Below are 23646 nucleotides of genomic sequence, written 5' to 3'. Positions count from 1 at the left end.
CCTTGTCTCCCGACAAGGTACCCTTCATTTCTAAAAAATAAAACCTATATAAAAAATTGTCTATTGAAGTCTAAACTTGAGTGAGTTCTTAAGGTTGTTGGTGCCATTGCCAACGAGAGCCACAAACTCTCCGTCTTCGGCAGTCCAGCTCTGAGTCTTGTCGTTGTAGAAGCTCAGTGCCTTGACGTCGATGGTAATGTTCACCTGGCGGGTTTCACCTGGCTGGAGATAGACCTTGTCAAAGCCTTTCAGCTCTTTGTAGGGGCGCTCCAGCGAACTCTCTTTGTCGTGGATGTACAGCTGCACCACCTCGGCGCCAGCGCGTCGGCCGGTGTTGGTTACATCTACGGTGAATGTTATCTTGCCGTCGCGACTCATGGTGGTCTTGTCTGCACGCAGGTTGGCTATCTTGAACTGTGTATAGCTCAGTCCGTAGCCGAATGCAAACAGCGGTGTGGTCTTGGCATGGTCTACCCAGCGGTAACCCACATAGAGACCCTCCTTGTATTCGCGGTCGATAATCTTCTTGTCCTTGCGCCATGTGCCGGGATAGGTGTTCAGCGCATGAGCACCTACATCCTCCAGCTTGGCGGGCATGGTGAAGGGCAGCTTGCCCGATGGGTTGGCGTCGCCAGCGAGTACGGCTGCCAGGGCGTTGCCTGCCTCTGAGCCCAGGAACCATGCCTGTACGATGGCGGGAACCTTGGCGTGCCAGGGCATTGCCACGGCGTTGCCCGATACGTTGACGTATACCATATTCTTGTTTACGGCTGCCAGAGCCTCTATCAGCTCGTTCTGTCCGTAAGGCAGTTCCAGACCCTTGCGGTCATAGCCTTCGGCGTCCTGGCCGTCACACTTGTTGAGTCCGCCCACGAAGATGACGTAGTCGGCACCCTTGGCCTTCTCTATGGCTTCGCGTTTCAGCTCTTCGGCAGGGCGGTTGTCGCGCAGGTCTGTATTGAAGCGGTAGCCCGAATAGCTCACGATGGTGTCGCCCACATATCCGCGGGCATAGTCTATCTGTACCTTGTTGCCCAGACGAGCCTTGAGTCCATCGAGAGGACTTACCTCGCGCTGTACCTTCAGTGATGAAGAACCACCACCTACGGTCATGGGCTTTATGGCGTTCTCTCCTACCACCAGAATGCGCTTTGCGTTGGCGTTGAGGGGCAACAGCGAGCGCTTGTTCTGCAGCAGAACGATACCCTCTTCACCTATCTTGCGAGCCACATCGTAGTGGGCTTCAGAGCACATGAAACCGTAAGCGCGGTGACGGTTCATGGTTGTGCGGAAGTGCAGTCTCAGCACGCGGCGAACCTTCTCGTCGAGGTCTTTCATGCTGTATTTGCCTGAGAGGATGCCCTCCTTGTAGGGACGCGCCAGGTAGTAGTACTCATAGGCGTTGTCCTTGCCCTTGGCGAGACCGTCGGTGTGGGTACCGAACTCCATGTCCAGACCATACTTCACGGCGTCGTCGGTAGTGGTGTGCACGCCCCAGTCGGTCATGGCTACACCGTCAAACTTCCAGTCACCTTTCAGTATCTTGTTGACCAGCACGTCGTTGGCGCAGCAGGGCTGGTTGTTGTAGAGGTTATAGGCACACATTACTGCCCATACCTTGCCTTCTTCCACGGCAGCCTTGAAGGCGGGGAGGTAAATCTCGTGCAGCGCACGGTCGCTTACCACCACATTGTAGCGTTTGCGGAAAGCCTCTTCATTGTTCAGCGCAAAGTGCTTGGCACATGCGGCAGTACCGGTACTCTGGATGCCCTGGATATAGGGAACTACCATGCGCGAGGCGAGGAACGGGTCTTCGCCGAGGTACTCGAAGTTGCGGCCGCCGATGGGCGAGCGATAGATATTCATGCCGGGGCCCAGCACCACATCCTTGCTGCGATAGCGGGCTTCTTCGCCCAGGCTTACGCCATAGTCGCCGGCAAGTGCGGGATTCCATGTGGCGGCAAGACAGGTAAGTGCGGGGAAAGCCACACAAGAGTCATTGGTCTGTCCGGCGTCGTGCCACTTGTCCCACAGTGTGTTGGGGCGTATACCATGAGGGCCGTCGTCGGTCCAGAGGTCTGGAATGCCCAGTCTGGGCACGCCTGCTGCCGAGAACTTGCTCTGTGCATGGATGACGGCTATCTTTTCATCGAGGGTCATGCGGCTGAGCACGTCATCGATGCGTTGTTCCACAGGTTTGGTTTCATCAAGATAGGTCGGAAGCGTCTGCGCTCCGGCGTTCATTCCAATTAAGAGTAAACACGATATTAGCAGCTTTTTCATATACATTATTATATTAATTGCTGCAAAGTTACCACAAATCCTTGACATGTACACATAATTAATGATAAATCTTTGTGCATAAGGTCATTTTTGTCATCTTTTTTGCGCAAAAGTTGAGCCGGGTCGGGCTTTTCTTCGTTTTTTCCCTACTTTCCTCCGCAGTGAGGGCAGGCGTCTCTGCCAGGATATCTTGTAAAAATGCCATTCTGCAGCACAAAGTTGCGCTTTTCTTTCCATGGATAGGCAGAAAATAGTAATTTTGTACACTATAGTTAGTCATTACCATCATGTCTGCGAGCCACCCGACGCAGACCACAAACCTGATAGAGATGAAAAAATTACTGATTACACTCGTTGCTATGATGTTTGTCAACGCCATACCCACCCATGCACAGCGCCAGACCACGCGTGGCATAGGTGTCTACCCAGGCCGCCAGTCTGAGAGTTTCGCCCCCACGCTCCGCCGTAACTTCGACTACCGCAATACGGCTCTCCACCGCATGGTCTATCATTCTTCATCACTCGATGCCAACCTCACCGGACAGCTCGTCACCGACGGTACCGTATACAGGGGCGAGCCTTGCCGTCTGCAGGTGTCTATGCCCGACGGCGTGGTGGCGCGCCGCGATGCCGAGAAACTGCTCGACGGCAACGTGCATACCCGTCTGATGGTCAAGGGCGAAGATACCTTCGTGCAGTTTGACTGGACGGCGATGGATGTAGACATCGATGCCTTCGACATCCTCGCCGAACCCGTCTATCAGCCCGGCCGGGGCACCGGAGGCTACGCCATAGACTTCCTTGCCTCCAACGACGGCAAGACATGGACCCTCGTGGGCGGAGAGCGGGGTGACGGCATGCCCGGCGAGCCCACCCGACACACCGGAAGCAACGACCCCAACAAGCAGGAAGACCCCGTGCGGCTGCCCATGCGACTGGTCAAGAAGCAGATACCCTTCTCCAAGCCCGGACGCTACTCCCATCTGCGCATAAGACTCCACATGACGGGCTGCACCTACTGGCGGTTCTACGAGGCACGACCCATGCGCCACGGCCGTGAGCAGCTGGCGCTGCCCTCATCCTGTTATACCAGTGCGTGGATGAGTGCCGGAGGTGCCGACGAGTGGCTCATGGTCGACCTGGGCACGCCGGTGATAGCCGACCGCGTGGTGATGCACTGGATACACCCCGCCCGCCGTGGCGAGATACTCGTCTCCAAAGACGGCGACCAGTGGCAGCAGATAGGCGACCTGGGCCGCATCAAGGTCAAGGGTGGCGTGCAGACTCTTCGCCATCATTTCACCGCCCGCTATGTCAAACTCATGATGCGCCAGCCCGACCCGTCGGGCCACTATGCGCTGAGCGAACTCCAGGTGATGGGGCGCGGAGGTCTCTCTGCCATACCCGCCGAGCGGCAGGGTATGGTCCACGGCCGATACTACCTCAACGGAGGCGATTGGAGGCTCTTCCGCGACGGGGCGGCTGACTCTGTCCTTGCCACGGTGCCCGCCACAGCCCTGCAGAGTTATATTAATATAGGTGCGGTGCCCAATACCAACCACGCCGACAACCTGCGCATGGTTTCAGAGTCGTTTTTCCATTCCGACTTTACCTATACCACCATCTTCGACGCCCCGGCCGAGTACGAGGGGCGCCATGTGTTCCTCAACTTCGATGGTATCAACTGGAAAGCCTCTGTCCGCCTCAACGGCCATGACCTCGGGCGCATAGAGGGAGCCTTCATGCGTGGACGCTTCGATGTGACCGGCTGTCTCCTGCCCACGGGCAACCGCCTCGAGGTGAGGGTGGAACGCCCCGCCCACTTTGGCGCAGTCAAGCAGAAGACCACCGAGAGCACCGACATGAACGGCGGCGTGCTGGGAGCCGACAACCCCACCTTCCATGCTTCGATAGGATGGGACTGGATGACCTCTACGCCCGGCCGCGAGACCGGCATCTGGAACGACGTCTACCTGAGTGCCAATGGTGGCGTGAGCCTGGCAGACCCGCTGGTAGACAGTCGCATAGACCCCGCCGACTCGCTCGCCACGATGACCCCCAAGGTGTGGGTCACCAACCACCGCGACACCGCCGTGGTGGCTACGCTGCGCGGATGGATAGGGGCGATAGACTTTGCCCGACAGGTGACGCTCCAGCCCCGCGAGAGCCGCGAGGTGACTTTCTCGCCCGACGAGTTTGCCCAACTGCAGCGCCAGCCCATGCACCTCTGGTGGCCCGTGGGCTATGGCAAGCCCCACCTCTACCGTGCCGGTTTTGCCCTTCTTGAGGGTAGTGAGCAGATAGACTCGCTCCACTACCAGGTTGGCATACGACAGATGACCTACAAGGAGATGGGCACCCGTCTGCAGTTCTTTGTCAACCACCGCCGTGTGGTTCCGCTGGGCGGCAACTGGGGTTTCTCCGAGACCAACCTCTGCTACCGAGGCAGAGAGTACGACCGCGCGGTGAGGTATCACAAGGAGATGAACTTCAATATGATACGCAACTGGGTAGGACAGACCGGCGACCGCGAACTCTATGAAGCCTGCGACCGCCATGGTCTGCTGCTCTGGCAAGACTTCTGGCTCGCCAACCCCTGGGACGGCCCCGACCCTTATGACAACCGTCTCTTCATGGCCAATGCCGAAGACTATATCCGCCGCATCCGCCGCCACGCCTCGATAGCCATCTACGTGGGCCGCAACGAAGGCTATCCGCCTGCCGAGCTCGACAGCGCCCTGCGCCGCCAGGTAGACCTGCTCCATCCGGGCTTGGGCTACATCTCCAGTTCTGCCGACGACGGTGTGTCGGGTCATGGCCCCTACCGGGCGGTCGAAGCCGAAGAATACTTTACCAGCCAGAGTCACCGACTGCACTCCGAGCGCGGTATGCCCAATATTCCCACCATCGAGAGCCTGCGACGCATGCTCAGCCCAGCCGACCTCTGGCCTATCGGTGAGGGATGGGCGCAGCACGACTTCACCCAGAAGGGCGCGCAGCGGGGCTCGACATTCCTGGATATGATGCAGCGCCGTTTCGGACCCGCCGCCGACGCACGCCAGTTTGCCGAGTGGGCACAGTGGATCAACTACGACGGCTATCGCGCCATGTACGAGTCGGCGCAGCAAGATAGACAGGGACTGCTCATCTGGATGTCGCATCCGGCATGGCCGTCGATGGTATGGCAGACCTACGACTACTATCTCGAGCCTACGGCTGCCTACTTCGGAGCCCGCAAGGCGTGTGAGCCGCTCCACATCATGTACAACGCCCATACCCGCAAGGTGCAGGTGGTCAACATCACCCCCGTCACCCACTGCGACATGGAGGCGCTGATAGAGACGATAGACATGCGGGGCAGGGTGATACGCACCGACTCGCTATGGGTAGACGCCTATGCCGACGCCACCACCGATGTGGCGGCTGTGCGCATGCCCGACAGCCTCTCGGTGGGCTATCTCCGGCTGAGACTCTACGAGAGGGGGTATCTGCGCTCAGACAACTTCTACGTACAGGCAGCCACCCCCGAGTGTTACAGCGCGCTGAAGCATCTGCCCGTGACACGCCTTACGCTCCGCGAGAATTTCAGCCGACAGGGCGAAACCTGGCATGGACAACTGACGGTGACCAACACCTCCGACACGCCCACACTCATGATACGCCTCTGCCTCAAGGGCGACGACGGCGAGCAGATACTGCCCGTGGTCTATAGCGACAACTACTTCGCGCTGATGCCGGGCGAGAGCCGCGATGTCACGGTGGAGTTTGCCGACGAAGACCGCCGCGACAGCCAGCCCCACATCGAGGTAAGTGCCTTCAACGGCAAGGCAGAATAGCCCGCAGCCCAAGCCGCAACAGCTGGCGACAAGGCTGGCTGCATCCAAGCCACCGCGCGCTGCCGTTAAGCCACCGCACGCCACAAGCAAGCCATTGCACCAACCCCGACCATCATCGCCAGGGTCGGTGCAATGGCTTTCTTTATGCCGGCGGTCGAGTAGGGCGCCGCCGCGATGGTCATGGGCGGCTCGTATCGGTAGGCACGAGGGCTCGTGACATAAGAAACGTGAGCTCGTGACTTATGATACGTGGGCTCGTGTCAATAGTTACGAGCCGGCAAAGGTGGTCTCGGCTTGACGGTTGGTGGCTTCGGGATGGTCGAGAGGGGCTGCCTAACCTCGTAGGAGCCAGCGCAGAAGGGGGTTCCTTAAAAATATTGCGCGCGAGAGTAATAAAAAAGGCAATCTCTTGCGTCAATTCTCAGATATTTTATATCTTTGCAACGTAAGAAATAAAAAATAAAACCTAAACATACGTATTGAGTATGAACAAACATTTGTTGTTGGGCTTTGACGTGGGCAGCAGCTCGGTCAAGGCTTCTCTGGTAGATGTCAACTCCGGAGAGTGTGTGGCTACGGCTTTCTACCCCGAGCACGAAGCACCGATTAAATCAATCAGAAACGGTTGGGCTGAGCAAGACCCTGAAATGTGGTGGGCCAATGCCAAACTGGCGCTTGCCCGCATCATGGCCGAGAGTGGCGCCAAGGGCGACGACATCCGGGCGATTGGCATCTCTTATCAGATGCATGGTCTGGTGTGTGTCGACAAGGCACAACGGCCCGTGCGCGACGCCATTATTTGGTGCGATTCGCGTGCTGTACCCTATGGAGAGAGGGCTTTTGCCGACCTGGGCAGCGACCGCTGTCTGTCGCATCTGCTCAACTCGCCCGGCAACTTCACCGCCGCCAAACTGGCGTGGGTCAAGGACAACGAGCCCGAGGTCTATGAGCGTATATACAAGGTGATGCTGCCCGGCGACTACCTCGCCATGAAGCTCAGCGGCGTCATCAACACCACCGTATCGGGTCTCTCCGAGGGTATGTTCTGGGATTTTCAGGCCCACGCTGTCGCCGGCTTCCTCCTCGATTACTATGGTTTCGACAGAGACATCCTCGCCGACATCGTGCCTACCTTCGATGTGCAGAGCCGCGTGAGCCGTGAGGTGGCTGACGAGCTGGGACTCAGCGAAGGTACGCCTATCAGCTACCGCGCTGGCGACCAGCCCAACAACGCGCTCAGTCTGAATGTCTTCAATCCCGGCGAGATAGCCTCAACGGCTGGTACGTCGGGTGTAGTGTATGGAGTGTTAGGCGATGTTAATTATGATAAAAAGAGTAGGGTAAATACCTTCGCGCATGTTAATTATACTGAGGACCTCACGCGTCTGGGCGTGCTCCTGTGTATCAACGGCACCGGCATCCTCAATGCGTGGATGCGCCGCAACGTGGCTCCCCAGGGCATCTCTTATGCCGACATGAACGCGATGGCTGAAGGTGTGGCACCAGGTGCCGACGGACTGCGCATCATCCCCTTCGGCAATGGTGCCGAGCGGGTGCTGGAGAACCGGGAGGTGGGATGCTCCATCCACGGCATCGATTTCAACCACCATACACAGGCTCATCTGGTGCGCGCTGCCCAGGAAGGCATCGTATTCAGCTTCTGCTACGGCATGGAGGTGATGGCAGAGATGGGCATGGACATCCGCAAGATACACGCGGGAAAGGCGAATATGTTCCTGAGCCCGGTATTCCGCGAGGCGCTCGCCACCACCTCGGGAGCGACCATCGAACTCTATGAGACCGACGGCAGCGTGGGCGCCGCAAAGGGTGCCGGCATGGGCTGCGGCATCTACAGCAGTCACGAAGAGGCGTTTGCTACCTTGCGCAGGCTTGCCGTGATTGAGCCCAATGAACAGAAACGTGCGCAGTATGCACAGGCTTATGCCGAATGGAAAGGTATATTGCTACCAATGACATGACAATCTAAATATAATAAAACTTATATGTACTAATTATGGCAAAAGAGTATTTTCCACAGATTGGCAAAATCCCCTTTGAGGGCACTGCCAGCAAGAACCCTATGGCTTTTCACTACTACGACCAAAACAAAGTAGTTGCAGGTAAGAAAATGAAGGACTGGTTGAAGTTCGCAATGGCGTGGTGGCACACTCTGGGCGGCGCAAGCGGTGACCAGTTTGGCGGACAGACACGCTCCTACGAGTGGGACAAGGCCGACAGCGCTCTGCAGCGCGCCAAGGACAAGATGGACGCAGGCTTTGAAATCATGGAGAAGCTGGGCATCCACTATTTCTGCTTCCACGATGTGGACCTCATCGACCCCGCCGACGATATCGACGAATACGAGGCCAACATGAAGGCCATCACCGACTATGCGCTCGAAAAGATGGCTGCCGCCGACGACATCCGTCTGCTCTGGGGTACTGCCAACGTATTCAGCGACAAGCGCTATATGAACGGTGCTGCCACCAATCCCAACTTCGATGTAGTGGCTCGCGCTGCCGTGCAAATCAAGAACGCCATCGACGCCACCATCAAACTGGGTGGTCAGAATTACGTGTTCTGGGGTGGACGCGAGGGTTATATGAGCCTGCTCAACACCGATATGAAGCGTGAGAAGGAACATCTGGCTCAGATGCTTACCGCTGCACGCGACTATGCCCGCGCCAAGGGGTTCACCGGCACCTTCCTCATCGAACCCAAGCCCATGGAGCCTACCAAGCACCAGTATGATGTCGATGTAGAGACGGTAGTAGGCTTCCTGCGCGCTCACAACCTGCAGGACGACTTCAAGGTAAACATCGAGGTCAACCACGCCACACTCGCCGGCCATACCTTTGAGCATGAACTGGCTGTTGCCGTCGACAACGGCATGCTGGGCAGCATCGATGCCAACCGTGGCGACGCCCAGAACGGATGGGACACCGATCAGTTCCCCATCGACAACTTCGAACTCACTCAGGCCATGATGCAGATTATCCGCAACGGTGGTCTCGGCAACGGTGGCTCTAACTTCGACGCCAAGCTGCGCCGTAACTCTACCGACCCCGAGGATATCTTCATCGCCCACATCAGTGGTATGGACGCTATGGCTCGTGCGCTCGAGAACGCAGCCGAAATCCTCGAAAACAGCGAGCTGCCCCGCATGGTCAAGGAGCGTTACGCTTCGTTTGACAGTGGCAAGGGCAAGGACTTCGAGGATGGCAAACTCTCGCTTGAGGACCTCGTGGCTTACGCCAAGGAGCACGGTGAGCCTGCCCAAATCTCGGGTAAGCAGGAACTCTATGAAACCATCGTAGCACTCAACTGTAAATAACTATGATATAGGCAATATTAAGGCTACACAATTACACTTTTTTCATAAATGTGCCGTCAGCAGAACGTGAGTTTAGCTGGCGGCTTTTCTTTTAGATGCATTTGGAAGCGTGGGGGTGACCTTGGCGCGCAGGGTGATGACATGGGGCATCGTTGGGAGGAACTTGGTGAGCGAGGGGATGGTATGTGGCATCGCTGGGATGAGCTTGGCGTGCGCTGGGATGGCTGCTGGCGGTGGCAAACAAACAAGCGGTGGGGCAGAAACCAGATGTGTGTCTGGAGTCTGCCCCACCGCTGTTTTATCGATGAAATCGGTGATTTTTGTTGTTATCTTGGCATTTCTGTCAGTGTCACTGGGCCTATCAGACCTGAAGGCTGCAACTTGGAATCTTTCTTGTAGAAAGGATAGGAGGTATAGGTGTAACGCTTGGGACAATCGGGCTGCTGGTCGCCGATGATGCGATTGCGCCAGAGGGTGGTGACGCGTATCTCGATGTCATTGTTGCCACGACGCAGGGCATCGGTAATCTCGGTAGAGAACGGTGCGCGCCAGAGGATGCCCATGTTCTTGCCGTTGACGATGACCTCTGCCAGTGCGCTCATCTGCCCGAGGTTTATCCAGAGCCGCTTGCCGCGTATCTGGGCTTTGGTGAGCTTCACAGAGTTGCGGTATGTGGCGGTGCCGGCGAAGTAACGGATGCCCGCGTCGTCGCTCTCGCTGAGCGAGCGCAACTGCGCCATCGTGGTCTGTGCCGGTGCGCCTCTGTCGGGCTGGAAGGTCACGGTCCAGGGGCCCTCGAGCGTGGCGGCGACGGTCTGGGCGTCGACTTTGACAGCCTCTGCCGCCGTGGGGTCGCTCTCGGTGCGGAAGACGATGAAGTAGGCTTCGCCGGGGTTCATCTGCAGGCTTACCTGGGTATAATCGGCAGCGGGGGTGTAGTCTACTGCGCTCACCTCGCCCGTCTCGGGATGCCATAAGTAAGGCTTCATGCCCGTCACCCTGAACCTCGCGTCGAGCGAACGTGTCTGGTAGCTGCGGTTGTTGACCCAGTATATCTCTGCCTGTGGCGTCTGTCGGTGTACGAAGCGCAGGCTGTCCATGTGGTCACAGTAGAAATCGGGCGCGATGCCCCATGCGGCAAGGGCGTCGGCGATGCTGGCGTTCTCCTTGACATTGGGGCGGTTGGCATCCCATATCTCGGCTACCAGGCGGTCAAACTCTGCCTTGTCATCGTTGAGGCTGAGCACTGCCTGGGGTCTTGCGCCGCAGAGTTTCATGCCCTTGTCGACCATCGCGGCGATGTGGCGCAGCGCAGGAACGGTCATACGCTGGGTGTTGGCGTCGAGGGCGAGCACCTGGTAGGTCATCCCCGATGGCGTGGTTATCTTGCCGTCGCTGCAGGTCAACTGCTCCGTCAGCGCGGGTGTGTTGACATAGTCGTAAGACGCCGTCGGCGGAACCTGGGGCTGGTTGGCGTAGAAGAGACCGGTAACATTGTTGTCGTCGCCATAGTAGTAGGCCACGTCGGCGACATATCTGCCCTGCTGGAGCATATAACTGGTGCGCGAGAGATAGTCTACCCACGGGCGGGCTTGCTCTGCCCACGTCTCGTGACGGTGGAACCACTGTCCGTAGACCTCCAGTCCCTGTCCCGGAATCTTGGTATCTATCGGCTGATGGGCACTGTCGTGGATGACGATACGGTTGACGCCACTGGCGAATTCGAGGTCGGCGACAGGCTTGAGCAGGTTGGGCGTGAGGGAATAAGCCAGTCCGTTGCCGTCCATGCCGTTGGATGTAAGGGATTCGGCGGCGACCAGATTCTGACCATAGATGTGAGCCACAGACGCCGATTCGCGTATGTCACCCTGCTTTCCGGTCTCGCCGCGGTCATTCATGTGCATCACGGGTTCACTCGCCCACATCGCACCCATAGGGATAGTGCAGTATTGCTTGACAGCCATGCCGTCGGCTTCATAGACGCGGCACGACTCGTGGCTCTCGAAGTAGGTACCCATATCCCGCGCCTTCATGGTGTCGGCTACCTGGCGGTAAAGGTTCTGCTCGATGAGTTCTCCGATGGTTCGGCGCCAGTCGAAGAGGAACCGGTCGGTCTTTTCGCTGCTCTCTACGATGGTTCCCGCCAATGCCGGCATCCACGGCAGCAGTTCGTAGCCGCGTCGGGCTTTGAACTCTTCTGCCATCCGTGGCGTCCAGTTGGCTATTCCTGCCTCATAACTGTCGATGAGCAGGTTCTGGAGTCCGCGTTTGCCCATCATGCCGCGCGAGGCGTCAACATACGTGGCGAGATAGGTGCTTATATATCGCTGTACAGCCTCTGCCGACATCTTGTCGACCTCGAGTCCGGTCGCCTCGGGCGACGCGGGATGGTTCATCTTGCCCGTGAGCGAGTAGCCGAAGCGCAGTATGCGCCAGCGGCCCATCGGCGCTTTCCACGTGAGCCTTCCGGTGCTGTCGGTGAGATGGGTGAGGTCTACCACATCTGTCAGCGCCGTGGCCTTGTCGGTCTCTGGCGTGGGGTAGAGTGGCAAGTCGACCGGCGTGCCGAACGCGGCTTTCTCCTCGGCATGGTTCACGCGGAAGGAGGTAAACAGGTTGAGCTCGCTGATGGCCAGTGGACGGCGGTCGGTTTTCCATACCACTCTGAAGTAGCGTGCCGTGGTCGGCGTGATGTCCACGGTGGTCAGCGGAGCACCTCCCAGCACCAGGTCGCATACCTTGGTGAAGTGCAGACCATCATTGCTTGCTTCCAACCATTTGGTCGGCACGGGCCGCTTGTTGCGCCACTGGCTGTGCTGACGCCCGTCGGCGAGCGCCAATGCCCTGATGGTGTATGCCTTGTCGAGTTCTATCCTTATCCAAGCCTGCTTGCCGGTGCTGTCGGCAGTCAACTTTTGCGTCTTTGCCATGTCGCCGTCGGTGAGCATGGTCAGGTCTATCGCGCCGTTGCTCGCCGTCGCCTTCGCGCCCATCTCTCCGAGAGTGAGCTCGCCGTCGGTCCTCACCGCCACCACGGCGATGTCCTTGTAGTAGGTCTTGCTTGACGCGGTGCCCCTCGCCCTGATGTTCTGGAAGGCTCCGCTCACGCTGTAGGGTTCGGGCAGCGTCATGTTGATGGTCTTGCCTCCCTTGACGGTGACCTCCCTCCACACCAGTTTCTTCATGGCGTCGCAGGGCTTCACCCACGGTCCTCCCGTGTTACTCCACCCCGGCGTGGCGGTCATCGTGGCTTCCATGCCGAGCGAGTCTGCCAACGCCACAGCATACGCATAGCACTCTTTCCATTCGGGTGTCATGTAGATTATGCGTTGCGGCACCACTTGTGGTGTCTTCTTTCCGGCGTCGAAGATATGGATGCCGCCGAGTCCTGCCCGATTCATCCATTCGAGGTCCTTGCGGATGCCGTCGCGTGATATGTTGCCGTTCATCCAGTGCCACCACACGCGCGGGCGGGCGCTCTGTGGCGGATTTATAAATCCCTCCTTCAGTACATCGGTTTGTGCCGCTGCGCCTATCGTTATCGAGGCCAGCGCCGTAAGCATGATGTTTCTTTTCCAGTTCATAGTGGTTATGTTGTTGTTTGTTCTTGTTTTCCGATTGATTACCCTGTCTTGCGTCGGGGGCGTCGCCGCACTCGTGGAGATGACCGTCGCGCCCGTGGAGATGACCTTTGCGCTCGTGGAGATGACCTTCGCGCTCGTGGAGATGACCTTTGCACTCGTGGTGATGACCATTGCGCTCTTGGAGATTGCCGTCGCTCCCGTGGAGATTGTCGTCGCTCCCGCCGCGCTTGCTCTTTATTTATATAAGGTGATGGTGACGGGCCCCAAGAGTCCTGCGGGCATCAGTATGTTCTTGGTTTTCTTGCTCCAGGGATACGAGGTCCACGTGTAGGTTGTCTCCCCAGCCTTGGCGAGTTTGTCGCCGCAGATGCGGTTCTTCCATGGGTTGGTTACGAGTATCTCCAGCGTGTTTTCGCCCGACTTCACCGCCGCCGAGATGTCGATGGAATGGGGCGAAAACCACGTTAATCCGCAGTATTTGCCGTTGACCCAAACCTCAGCCATATAGTTGACCGTGCCCAAGTCTATCCGGTAAGTCTGGGCACTGTCGACAGCGCCGAGGAAGAAACGGTTGTGATAGGCGGCGGTGCCCGAGAAGTATTTTATTGCCCGAGCCTCGGTCGGGTTGGCTATGGCGAGCGTGGTGTCGATATACGACTTGAGCGAGTCCATCACGATGGCGTCGGGCGTGCCCATCTTCCGTCCGAATACCACGCGCCATGGACTGGCTATCGTGTCACTTCGGAGCGGCAGAGACTCCGTTGCGCGGTGACGCAGACGTTTGTCGGCCTCGCCGCTGAAGACGACAAACAGCGCATCTGCCGACTTCAAATCCATTTCCACGTAGGTCGAGCGGCTGCCAGTCATGTAGGTCACATCGCTGATTTCGCCTGTCACGGCGTTCCATATCTGTGGCTTGCGCCCAGTGGTCCTGAACTCAAACCAATCGTGCATATCGCTCTTCGAACGGTTGTTGACCCAGTAAATCTCAGCATCCCCAGTGGTGCGGTGTACGTAGCGGATGCTGTCCATGTGCGTGCAGCGGAAGTCGGGCACATCGAGCAGCGAGTCGATGGCATGGCGGGTCGAGCCGGTGTCGACGATGTTGTCACGCTTGCCACTCCAGAGGTCGTCGGCGATGCGGTCAAACTCAGCCGAGTCTGCCTTCAGCCCCATAGCCCGTGCCGGACGCCGCCCCACGATGGTCGCCCCCTGGTCTGCCAGCCTCTTCACGGCTTGCAGCGACGCCAGAGAGAGTCGGTCCGAGGTACCTCCAAGCACCAGCATGCGGTAGCGGCTGCCGCCCGGAGTCACGAGCTGGCCGCCGTCTGTATCGAGGTGGTGACAGAGTATGTCGCTGTTGATGAAATCCATGTTGCAGCTCGATGGAATGGCTGGTTTCTGCTTGTCGAAGAGCGCCGTAGCGTTGGCTTCATCGCCATAGAAGTAGGCGACATCAGCCACATTTTTGCCCTGTTGCAGCATATAACTGCTGCGAGCCATATAGCCGGTCCAGCCACGAGCCTGCTCAGCCCAGGTGCTCAGCCGATTGAACCACATGCCATAGATGTCGAGACTCAGACCCGGCACCATGCTGTCGATGGGCTGGTGGGCGCTCTCGTGGATGACGATGCGGTTGACGCCACAGGCAAATTCGAGGTCGGCGATGCGCTTGAGCATAGCCGGATAGAGCCCGTAGACCAGACTGTCGCCCTGTGACGGGCCGTAAGCCGTAAACGACTCTGCCGCCACCTGCTTGCGCCCGAATACATGGGCTGCCGAAGCCGACTCCATGAGGTCTGCCTGCATTTCGAGGAACATTTTCTGGGTGAAATCAAGTGTCTGCGTGCGTGCCCACATCGCCGCCATCGGTATATCGGCCTTACACTTGGGTGCCAGTCCGTCGCCGACAAACGGGCGACTGTTTTCCATGGCTTCAAAGTAAGTGGTGAGACCCTGTTCATGGGCTATGCGCCCGACCTGACCATAGAGATTGTCGGTGATGAGCTCGCCCAGCGTCAGGCGCCAGTCATCGAGAAATCTGTCTGACGCCTCTGCCGACCCGATTACCTCGCCTGCCAGTGCCGGAAGGTAGGGCAGCAGGTCATATCCACGCCTGCTCCTGAACTCCTCACGCATGTGGCGGGTCCAGGTGGCATATCCCGCTTCATAACTGTCTATGAGCAGACCGTTGACCACGCGCCCTATCATGCTGTCGCCCACCACGCGGCGGTAGGTGTCTATGTATGCCTCCATGTAGCGGCGCACGGCGGTCGAGTCGAGTTTGTCTACCTCCAGTCCGGTCGCTTCGGGCGACGCCGGATGGTTGGTCTTGCCCGTCAGTGAGTAGCCGAAGCGGTATATTCGCCATCGTCCCTCGGGAGCCTGCCAGCTGAGCCGCCCCTGAGCGTCCATATATCGGGTGAGGTCGATGACGCTGTCCAGCCCCGTGGCATGGCTGCCGGTGTGGGTGGGGTAGTCGATGAGACGCAGCGGACCGCCAAAGCCAGCCTTTTCCTCGCTGTGGTTGACGCGACTCTCTGTGCTGAGCGTAAACTCGCTGATTGTCGCTGGTCGGGCATTGGGCTGGTAGACCAGACGGAAATATCGTGCCTCGGTAGGTGGCAGAGAGAGGGTGAGGCGGGGCGTGGCGCCGTTGGGCACGTTGCATACGCGCCGCCACTCACGGCCGTCGTCGCTGGCTTCGAGGTATTTGGTGGGGTTGTTGGGGTATTGCTCCCATGCGCCCAGCAGATGCGAGTCGGCTATGGTCATCGACCTGATGGTGCGGGGGCTGTCCAGTACCACTTGTATCCAAGCCTGCTTCTTCCGCGGCCCTATTGCGAAGGTGTGGGTGAAGTCGCCGTCGTAGAGGTGGCTGCCGTTGATGCTGCCTTCCGACGTGGTGATGCGCTTTACCATGCTTGCCATCCCCACGGCATCGTCTGCCACCGGCACCGCGATGACATACAGGTCTTTATAATATGGTGTCTGCTTTACGCCCTTGCCCTTGTTGCGATAATTCTGGTATTCTCCGCTGTGGGTGTAGGGTGCGGGCAGCGCCATGCTCGTGAGGGTGCCGCCGTTGATAACGGTGTCGCGCCACTCTATGCGTTTCATGGCGTCGTCGGGCGTTACCCATGGACCTCCGGTGTTGCTCCAGCCGGGTGCCGAGGGCAGCACGATGTCCATGCCGAGCGAGTCTGCCAGCCCTACGGCCAGCCTCAGACAGTCGTTCCACTCGGGTGTCATGTATTTCACGCGTTGCGGCACTATCTGTGGTGTGTTCAGTCCGGCGTCGAAGAGGTGCACACCGCTGATACCCACACGGTGCATCCACTCGAGGTCCTTGCGGATGCCGTCGGGGGTGATGTTGCCGTTCAGCCAGTGCCACCACACCTGAGGGCGAGCCTCATGTGGAGGGTTCAAAAAGCCCGATTTCATCGAACTTGTCTGCCCCTGTGCGAGCAGTGAGCCACACAGTGCCAGCAGAGTCATTGCAGAGCGTATCATTCCAATTATTAGGGTTTGTATGGTATATGTCTATTGCTTTCAGGAATAAAAAGATATGCAATATTACCAATAAAAACCAAGATACGCAAGAAAAGACGGCAAAAGTTGTTGTTTATCTGCGTCTTGCCATTCTCTTTGTGCGCTTGGGAGTGGCCTTGGGACGGGGCTCCATGCCCGGCACATCGCGCGTGATGGTGGCTCTGACGATGCGCACGTCGGTGAGCGGACGGTCATTGGCGTCGCGCTCCACCGCCTGTATCTTCTCGACCACATCCATGCCCTCTGTCACCTCGCCAAACACCGTATAGGCACCGTCGAGATGGGGTGTGCCGCCCAGGGTGGTATAGACGCGCTCCATCTCAGGACTCATGGTGATGCTGTCGCCGAAGAGCTGTCGAAGGTTCTGCCGTCCGCGCTCCAGGGTGGTCTCGTCGCACACCTTGCCATAGACGATATAGAACTGGGTGCTGCTCGAGCGTCGCTCGGGATTGGTCTTGTCGCCCTCGCGGGCAGCCGCCAGTGCGCCGCGCTTGTGGAAAATCTGCGGCAGCCGTATCTCGGCGGGCAGGGTATAGTCGAGCGAGGTGTTGCCCAGCAGTTCGCCGGCGGGGGCATGCTTGCTGCGCGGGTCGCCCGCCTGTATCATGAAGTCGGGGATGACGCGGTGGAAGAGCAGCGAGTCGTAGAAGTGGTGGGTACGGATGAGCTTGAGAAAGTTGTCACGGTGCTGCGGCGTCTCATTGTAGAGCTGCAGACGGATGTTGCCCATAGTGGTCTCGATGAGCACTTCGGGGCGCTGCGCCGTAGCGGGCGCTGTCTGCGCCTTGGCGCCGAGGGCTGCCATGAGCAGCGCCAGGGTAGAGATGAGGGTCTTCTTCATATCAGTAGTTGTGCGGTTATCGTTTGTTTTCGTCCATTTTATCGCCGTCGATGCGCTCGAGACACCAGAGGAAGGCATCGGCCATGCGCTGGTCTTCGTGGTCGAAGTGCCCGCCCTTGTTCCATGCGAGCGTGGTGCTGCCGGCGCCCAACTGTGCCTTGAGCCGCTCGTGATGGCGGCGTATGCAGTCGCCCACGGCGGCCATGCGCTGGTTGCGGGCATGCTCTTCGCGGTCGCCCAGGCTCATGTATACCTTGCGTGCCATGCTGGGGTGACTGTCGGCATAGTTGTCCCAGTCCTTTATCCACACCGAGGGCGAGGCTGCCGCCACGGCGTCGAAGAGAGGACACTCCGATGCCGCCCAGAGACTGAAGAGTCCGCCCAGAGAGTAGCCTCCGAGGATACAGGGTAGCTGTCCATACCTATTATATATATAGGGCAGCAGCCGGCGGGTCACATAGTCGAGCGTATCTATGGCGTGACGCCCCACCTCGGGGTCTCTCGCCACCGCCTCGTCGGCCCAGGGCATGAGGGAGAGTGCCCACTGCTGCAGGTCGATGCCCACAAAGACAAAGCCCATCTGGGAGCCTTGCTCTATGAGGCTCAGCTCGCTGTCTATGGTCTTGCGCTCGTGGCGGGCGGTAAGCTGTATGAGCACCGCCTTGGGTGTGCCTGCCGTGTGGATGAGACAGGGCTGGCTGTCGATGTCCAATGCTTTCATTTCGGTCCTTTTCTATATAAACGACGAAAGGGTTGGAAATATTATGTGCGACCGCCAAAAAACATTCTTGCCCAATGTGGCTATTGTCATGTGCTGTGACTTTCCTATGTATACGACTGTTCAAAGTGTCGCATTGCTCAACAAAATCGCGATGAAAACGGGAAAAATAGAGGATATGTCTAAAAAGTGTACTTGTATAAGAAAAATGACCAAATGACGCATAAAAATCATATTAAAACCAAAATTACGGACAAAATGACCAAATGGGAGATGCGCGCAGATTATTTTCTTGTGGTGCGCGAGATTTCCCATTACCTTTGCAACAATCAAGCAAGCCACTCAGCGTGGACAAAAAATTGTAAAGGATAATCCCGCAACGGGAAAGACCATTAAGGAAAAAGAAAACCATCAAAACGCAAGAGTTATGTACTCAAAATTCGACAATCTGGACATCACAGTGGATTCTTCGGTGAAGAACATCACCCGCACAGCCTGCATGTATCTCTCCGAGGCCATCGAGCACGGCATCATGCTGTCAGAGAATCCTACAGCCAATATCGTGATCTATGACGACCGCATAGATTTTGGCATGTGTATGAACCCTACCATGGACATGATGAACGAGGCTTACTTCCCCAACTTCTATGTGGAGAACGACAGCATCGTCTATCGTTTCGCGGGTAACGCTGACTGTGAGGTGACCGACCAGACCATCGACTACGTAGGCGCTTATGCACCCATGACCAGCGAGGACAACCACGTGTTCAACATGATTTACTCCAAGTACGCATAAAAATCTAACTTAATAGGAAATAGCCGTCTTATACAGACATACACATTCTTTATATAAATACCCAAAGAGCCGGAGGCATCTGATAGAAGATTCCCTTTTGGCTCTTTTTTTTGTCCATACCTGTTGATGTGCGTAGCGCACTCATTGATATTACTTTCATGTCAATATTTCCATAATTTGAGGTTCTATATGAGTGATTTGCGCCCTGCAATAACTAAATAGAACTTGTCATTAACCGATAACCAAGCTATAGTATGTTTGTTTTTTCCCATGCGGTTTTATTTTATTGTCATATAGCGTTTGTCGTCATAGAAGGTCGTCATAACATCATCCCAGTCACACCCACTTGTGCTGACAGGCAGGGCGGAGTCAACATAAAATCCCCGGACTGCCTGTTGTGGGCTGTCCGGGGATTGCTGTGTGGTCAGTGATGTGCGGTGTGAGCGCAGTCACTCACTATTCGTTATGCTCTTCTATGGCTTTGAGCCTGTGGCGACACTCCTCGAGAATGTCCGTGAGCGCCTCTACGGTGTCAGCCCTGAGCATGGCTATGCGCGTCTGCTTGAAATCGGGTATGCCCTTGAATATGGGACTTGCCGCGAGATGCCGGCGGGTGTGGAGTATGCCCCGGTATTCGTCGATGCGCTCCACGTTGATGCGCAACTGCTCCTTGAGCACGTCAATCTTCTCGTCGAGTGTCAGCGTGTCGCGTCCCTCGCGTATATCCTGGAATATCCATGGGCGGCCGAAGGTGGCGCGGCCTATCATCACGGCGTCCACGCCATAGTCGTCGAACGCGCGCCGTGCCGACTCAGGCGAGTCGATGTCGCCGTTGCCGATGATGGGGATATGTATGCGCGGGTTGCGCTTCACCTCGCCTATGAGCGACCAGTCGGCCTGTCCGGTGTACATCTGGCTGCGTGTGCGGCCGTGGATGGTGAGCGCCTGTATGCCGCAGTCCTGCAGCTGCTCAGCCAGTTGGGTGATGATGAGGTTGTCGCTGTCCCATCCCAGTCGGGTCTTTACCGTCACGGGCACGTTGACCGCCTTGACCACCTCGCGCGTGATTTCGAGCATGAGCGGCACATTGCGCAGCATGCCGGCTCCGGCACCTTTGCCCGCCACTTTCTTGACGGGGCATCCGAAGTTGATGTCTATCACGTCGGGCTTGGCCTCTTCCACTATCTTGGCAGCCTCGACCATCGAGGCGGTGTCTCGCCCGTAAATCTGTATGCCCACGGGCCGTTCTTCGTCGTGCAGCACCATCTTGTTGAGCGTGGAGCGTATCGAGCGGATGATGGCCTCTGCCGATACGAACTCGGTATATACCATGGCGGCGCCAAACCGCTTGCAGAGCATGCGGAAGCCTATGTCGGTGACGTCTTCCATCGGCGCCAGAAAGAGTGGGCGTGTGCCCAGGTCTATATTTCCTATTTTCATAACTTACTTATTTGAGCAGATGATACATTCCGCCGGCGAGTGACCTTACCACGCCCTTCATCTCGAGCGTGAAGAGCAGTGCCGAGAGGCGCGATATGGGTATGCCGGTCTTGACGGTGAGCAGGTTGACCTGCAGGTCGTTGGTGGCGCTGAGCACGTCGACGACGGTCTGCTCCTCTGCCGAGAGGTCGGGAAACAGCTGCCGCTCAATGCCCATGCGCGTGGCTTCGAGCAGCCTGTGGTCGTTCCAGTTGACGGCATTGACAAAGTCCTCGGCCGAGGTAATGAGTCCAGCGCCGTTGTCGCGTATCAGGTTGTTGCATCCGCGACATTCCTCGACATCCACCGGACCGGGGAAGGCAAACACGTCGCGGCCGTAGTTCTGGGCGATGTCGCAGGTGATGAGTCCGCCGCCCTTGGCAGCGCTCTGGATGAGCAGGGTGGCATCGGCCATGCCCGCCACGATGCGGTTGCGCCTTACGAAGTTCATCTTGTCGGCACGCGTCTGGGTCATAAACTCGGTGACGAGTCCGCCCTGGTGCAGCATCTGCACCGCCGTGTCGCGGTGGGCGGTGGGGTAGAGGTCGTCGAGCCCGTGTGCCAGCACGCCCACAGTCTCAAAGCCCTGCTGGAGCGCCTGGCGGTGGGCACAGATGTCTACGCCGTAAGCCAGTCCGCTCACGATGAGCACGCGCGGACACAGCTGTCGCAGGTCGGCGACAAAGCGGCGTATGATGTCCTGTCCGTAGACCGTGCAGCGGCGCGTGCCCACGATGTTGATGACGCGCTGCTGGTTGAGGTCGGCATTGCCCTTGTAGTAGAGCACCAGCGGCGCGTCGGGGCAGTCGTTGAGTCGCTGCGGATAGTCGCTGCTGCCATAGCAGAGCACCCTTACACCATTCTCCACGGCCCACGCATACTCTACCTCGGCACGATGGGCGGCGTCGCCACTGTTGCGGAAAGCCTCTACCAGCCTGGGCGAGGCGTCGGGCACCAGTTGGCGTATATCGGCGCTATGCTCCATGATGGCCGTGGCAGACCCTGCCCGGCGCAGGAGGTCGAGCATGCCCGCCATGTTGTAGAAACCTATGCGGGTGAGGGTGATGGCGTGGATGACGTCTTGCTCGTGGCTCATGGGTGCGTGCTGTCGTTGAGATAGGGGGCAAAAGCCTTGTCGTACTCGTCGCTTGTGCCCAAGCGGCCGTTGATGAGCACCGCCAGTTCGACGGTGGCACGGAAGCAGAGGCGCTCGTCGCTGGCGCGGAAGATGTCGTGGTCGAACACCCAGCGTATGCCTTCCTTGCGCAAGGCCAACCGGGAGATGAGCACGTCGTCGCATCTGAGCGGCTGCTTGTACTGCAGGTTCATGCGCGCCACTACGGCGTCGATGCCGCGGCTGTGCATCTCGGCGAAGCTCAGCCCCGTGTGCTTCAGGAAGAGGTGGCGGGTGTGCTCGGTATAGTGCAGATAGTTGGCATTGTTGACGATGCCCTGGATGTCGCACTCGTAGTCTCTCACTTCCATGCGGGTCTCAAAGATATACTTCTTTATCATTGTCTTATGGGTTGTATGCTGTTTGTCTATAATGGTGACGGTGTCGGGGGCGGTTTCGGCCCATTTCATCGGGCTTTCAGATACTCGTAGCCGAAGCGGCAGCGCAGACAGTCGCGGCGGTCGCAGTAGGCCGACTTCAACTGGATGAGCGCCTGGGAGTCGCCGGCATTCTCGACCTCCAGTCCGCACTCGCGCCAGAGCCTCACGATGTGGTTGTTTTCGGCGCGGGCCTGTTCGAGCAGACTGAAGGCGCGGTCGCAGAGCGCCTCGTTGCCCTTGTAGCGCCCGTAGGCGAAGAGCAGGGGTATGACGGTGTTGATGATGAGCAGATTGATGGAGAAGGGCGACATCTGCTTATCGTTGCTCTCGGCTTCGGAGCCAAAGGTGTAATGGGTCTTCCAGTAGGGGGTGACAGATGTGTGCAGCGCCTCGGCCAACTGGGCGACGGTGGTACACTCGAGTATGCGGCTAAGCCCTGCCTGGCGCGAGAAGTAGAGCTGCGCCAGCTGCGAGATGCGTATGTGGGGGAAGTTCTGTGGTCGCAGCCGCAGAAACTTCCATAGATGGTGGTCCATAGGCGTAAGGCCGAACTTGTGGGCGAGGTAGCGGTACTCGCTGCGCAGTCGGCAGCAGTAGTCGTCGTGGTCGGCGCTGTCGCGATAACGCTCCGGGACGGCTTCAGGGGCGAGCAGCCCGGCTTGGCCCATAAACATGGCTTCTACCTGGAAAAGGTCGTCGCGGTGGTGGGCCACATCGTTCAGCGGGATGTGGTATGCCCAGGTCTCAAAGGCATCGCCATTGACGCCGAAACCGTAGTTGCGCGCCAGCGTGACGAAGTAGGCTGCTTCCCACGAGCCGTTGCATCGCTTCAGCCGTTGTCCTATGGCTTCGGTCTTCTGTTCCAGCCGCTCGGTCTGCAGTGCGCTCATCCAGCTGTGTACGGTGAGGCGGCTCAGCGACGGAATGATGTGGTAGCAGGGAGGGTATTTGTCGGTGGCGGCGAGCTCGGTATAGCGCATGCTGATGTCCTGGGGCACGCTGAGCTGGAGCTGGGGCGGGCGTTCTCCGCTCTCGGTCACCACGTCGGTGTCTACCGTCTCGGCTATATGCAGTATCACGTTGTTGTATCGTGCATCGCGCTGATGGCCATGCTGATACCAGTCGGAAGAACGGGTATGGATTTCGATGTTGCCCACCCACAGGGTGCCGTCGATGCGTATCTTGGCGTTGAAGAAGTCGGGTCCGGCATTGGTGTTGTGCAGTCCCGGGTCTATCACCTCGACCTCCAGCCCGTCGGTGGTGGAGAGATGGCCTAACGGAAACATCTTGTGTTTCCATACATAGTGCAGCAGTTGTTCCATTGGCGTGAGCAAAATACTTATCGTGCAAAAATACGATTTTTTTCGCAAACGCCCGTTGGATGTGGATGAAAATATGCTGTGCGCCATCAAACTAATCACTTTTCGCCGCCCCGTCGGCTGCGGCGGGAGGGGTGGGGGCGTGTCATGGCGACGCCCCTTGGCGATAGCGGAGCGGTCGGCAGGGCGGCCGTCGCTACGGCAGTTTCGGCCTCTGCGCCCTCTTAAATCACGTTAACAGCAACCCTCTATATATATAATAAGGTAAAAATGCTGCTGTGGGAGGTAAAAAATCGTGATCAATGGCGGATTATCCCAAATTTTATGTTTAACTTTGCCCTTGATGCCCA

At 57.9% G+C, this 23646-nt stretch carries 14 protein-coding genes; 5 read left to right on the top strand and 9 right to left on the bottom strand.

The features are described 5' to 3' along the window. Positions 1-60: 60 nt before the first annotated feature. Positions 61-2289 (bottom strand): glycoside hydrolase family 3 C-terminal domain-containing protein, encoded by a 2229-nt coding sequence (locus tag CIK92_RS08775; RefSeq protein WP_254046035.1) that lies wholly within the window; start codon positions 2287-2289, stop codon positions 61-63. Positions 2290-2612: 323 nt separating this feature from the next. On the opposite strand from CIK92_RS08775, the gene CIK92_RS08765 reads away from it, so the two are divergent. From CIK92_RS08765 to xylA, 3 genes are all read left to right on the top strand, one after another. After that, a complete protein-coding gene (locus CIK92_RS08765) occupies positions 2613-6119 on the top strand; it encodes a discoidin domain-containing protein (protein ID WP_094388856.1) in 3507 nt (1168 codons plus the stop codon). A 485-nt stretch (positions 6120-6604) separates the two neighbouring features. Next, complete coding sequence (locus CIK92_RS08760; RefSeq protein WP_094388835.1) at positions 6605-8098, top strand: xylulokinase; 1494 nt, start codon at positions 6605-6607, stop codon at positions 8096-8098. A gap of 32 nt (positions 8099-8130) precedes the next feature. Next, positions 8131-9453: a xylose isomerase gene (xylA, locus tag CIK92_RS08755; RefSeq protein ID WP_094388834.1), complete on the top strand. Its 1323-nt coding sequence runs from the start codon at positions 8131-8133 to the stop codon at positions 9451-9453. Between the two features lie 326 nt (positions 9454-9779). Here the strand turns inward: xylA and CIK92_RS08750 are convergent, their stop codons facing one another. Further along, positions 9780-13037: a glycosyl hydrolase gene (locus CIK92_RS08750; protein WP_094388833.1), complete on the bottom strand. Its 3258-nt coding sequence runs from the start codon at positions 13035-13037 to the stop codon at positions 9780-9782. 7 nt (positions 13038-13044) lie between these two features. On the opposite strand from CIK92_RS08750, the gene CIK92_RS13440 reads away from it, so the two are divergent. Beyond that, on the top strand, positions 13045-13368 hold the full coding sequence (locus CIK92_RS13440) for a hypothetical protein (RefSeq protein WP_144007675.1): 324 nt from the start codon (positions 13045-13047) through the stop codon (positions 13366-13368). Here the strand turns inward: CIK92_RS13440 and CIK92_RS08745 are convergent. The 3 genes from CIK92_RS08745 to CIK92_RS08735 all read right to left on the bottom strand — a co-directional run bounded on the left by CIK92_RS08745 (position 13272) and on the right by CIK92_RS08735 (position 18151). Continuing rightward, on the bottom strand, positions 13272-16550 hold the full coding sequence (locus CIK92_RS08745; RefSeq protein WP_094388832.1) for a glycosyl hydrolase: 3279 nt from the start codon (positions 16548-16550) through the stop codon (positions 13272-13274). The genes CIK92_RS13440 and CIK92_RS08745 overlap by 97 nt on opposite strands. Before the next feature lie 112 nt (positions 16551-16662). Further along, positions 16663-17430: a peptidylprolyl isomerase gene (locus CIK92_RS08740; protein ID WP_094388831.1), complete on the bottom strand. Its 768-nt coding sequence runs from the start codon at positions 17428-17430 to the stop codon at positions 16663-16665. A 16-nt stretch (positions 17431-17446) separates the two neighbouring features. Continuing rightward, a complete protein-coding gene (locus tag CIK92_RS08735; protein ID WP_094388830.1) occupies positions 17447-18151 on the bottom strand; it encodes an alpha/beta hydrolase-fold protein in 705 nt (234 codons plus the stop codon). A 424-nt stretch (positions 18152-18575) separates the two neighbouring features. On the opposite strand from CIK92_RS08735, the gene CIK92_RS08725 reads away from it, so the two are divergent. Next, a complete protein-coding gene (locus CIK92_RS08725; protein WP_094387325.1) occupies positions 18576-18944 on the top strand; it encodes a hypothetical protein in 369 nt (122 codons plus the stop codon). A gap of 456 nt (positions 18945-19400) precedes the next feature. Here the strand turns inward: CIK92_RS08725 and dusB are convergent, their stop codons facing one another. The 4 genes from dusB to CIK92_RS08705 form a co-directional block, all read right to left on the bottom strand. After that, entirely contained in the window at positions 19401-20384 is a 984-nt protein-coding gene (gene dusB / locus CIK92_RS08720; protein ID WP_094387326.1) for a tRNA dihydrouridine synthase DusB, read from the bottom strand. 7 nt (positions 20385-20391) lie between these two features. Beyond that, positions 20392-21519: a DNA-processing protein DprA gene (gene dprA, locus CIK92_RS08715; protein WP_094388828.1), complete on the bottom strand. Its 1128-nt coding sequence runs from the start codon at positions 21517-21519 to the stop codon at positions 20392-20394. Beyond that, positions 21516-21935 carry a thioesterase family protein gene (locus CIK92_RS08710; RefSeq protein ID WP_094387351.1) on the bottom strand — a complete coding sequence of 140 codons (420 nt, stop codon included), beginning with the start codon at positions 21933-21935 and terminating at the stop codon, positions 21516-21518. Before CIK92_RS08710 ends, dprA begins: the two co-directional genes overlap by 4 nt. Before the next feature lie 68 nt (positions 21936-22003). Continuing rightward, the gene (locus CIK92_RS08705) at positions 22004-23299 is read right to left on the bottom strand and encodes a DUF2851 family protein (RefSeq protein ID WP_094388827.1); all 1296 of its coding nucleotides are present in this window, start codon (positions 23297-23299) and stop codon (positions 22004-22006) included. Positions 23300-23646: the final 347 nt, after the last annotated feature.

It is taken from the genome of Prevotella sp. P4-67, from assembly GCF_002251325.1.
Taxonomy (GTDB): Bacteria; Bacteroidota; Bacteroidia; order Bacteroidales; family Bacteroidaceae; genus Prevotella.
This window is presented reverse-complemented; position numbering and strand designations above follow the sequence as displayed.

Coding starts and splice junctions, on each gene's coding strand:
- CIK92_RS08725 (WP_094387325.1), top strand. CDS start 18,576: ATGTACTCAAAATTCGACAATCTGGACATCACAGTGGATTCTTCGGTG.
- CIK92_RS13440 (WP_144007675.1), top strand. CDS start 13,045: ATGTTGTTGTTTGTTCTTGTTTTCCGATTGATTACCCTGTCTTGCGTC.
- CIK92_RS08745 (WP_094388832.1), bottom strand. CDS start 16,550: ATGATACGCTCTGCAATGACTCTGCTGGCACTGTGTGGCTCACTGCTC.
- CIK92_RS08740 (WP_094388831.1), bottom strand. CDS start 17,430: ATGAAGAAGACCCTCATCTCTACCCTGGCGCTGCTCATGGCAGCCCTC.
- CIK92_RS08735 (WP_094388830.1), bottom strand. CDS start 18,151: ATGAAAGCATTGGACATCGACAGCCAGCCCTGTCTCATCCACACGGCA.
- dprA (WP_094388828.1), bottom strand. CDS start 21,519: ATGAGCCACGAGCAAGACGTCATCCACGCCATCACCCTCACCCGCATA.
- CIK92_RS08765 (WP_094388856.1), top strand. CDS start 2,613: ATGAAAAAATTACTGATTACACTCGTTGCTATGATGTTTGTCAACGCC.
- CIK92_RS08760 (WP_094388835.1), top strand. CDS start 6,605: ATGAACAAACATTTGTTGTTGGGCTTTGACGTGGGCAGCAGCTCGGTC.
- CIK92_RS08705 (WP_094388827.1), bottom strand. CDS start 23,299: ATGGAACAACTGCTGCACTATGTATGGAAACACAAGATGTTTCCGTTA.
- dusB (WP_094387326.1), bottom strand. CDS start 20,384: ATGAAAATAGGAAATATAGACCTGGGCACACGCCCACTCTTTCTGGCG.
- CIK92_RS08775 (WP_254046035.1), bottom strand. CDS start 2,289: ATGTATATGAAAAAGCTGCTAATATCGTGTTTACTCTTAATTGGAATG.
- CIK92_RS08750 (WP_094388833.1), bottom strand. CDS start 13,037: ATGAACTGGAAAAGAAACATCATGCTTACGGCGCTGGCCTCGATAACG.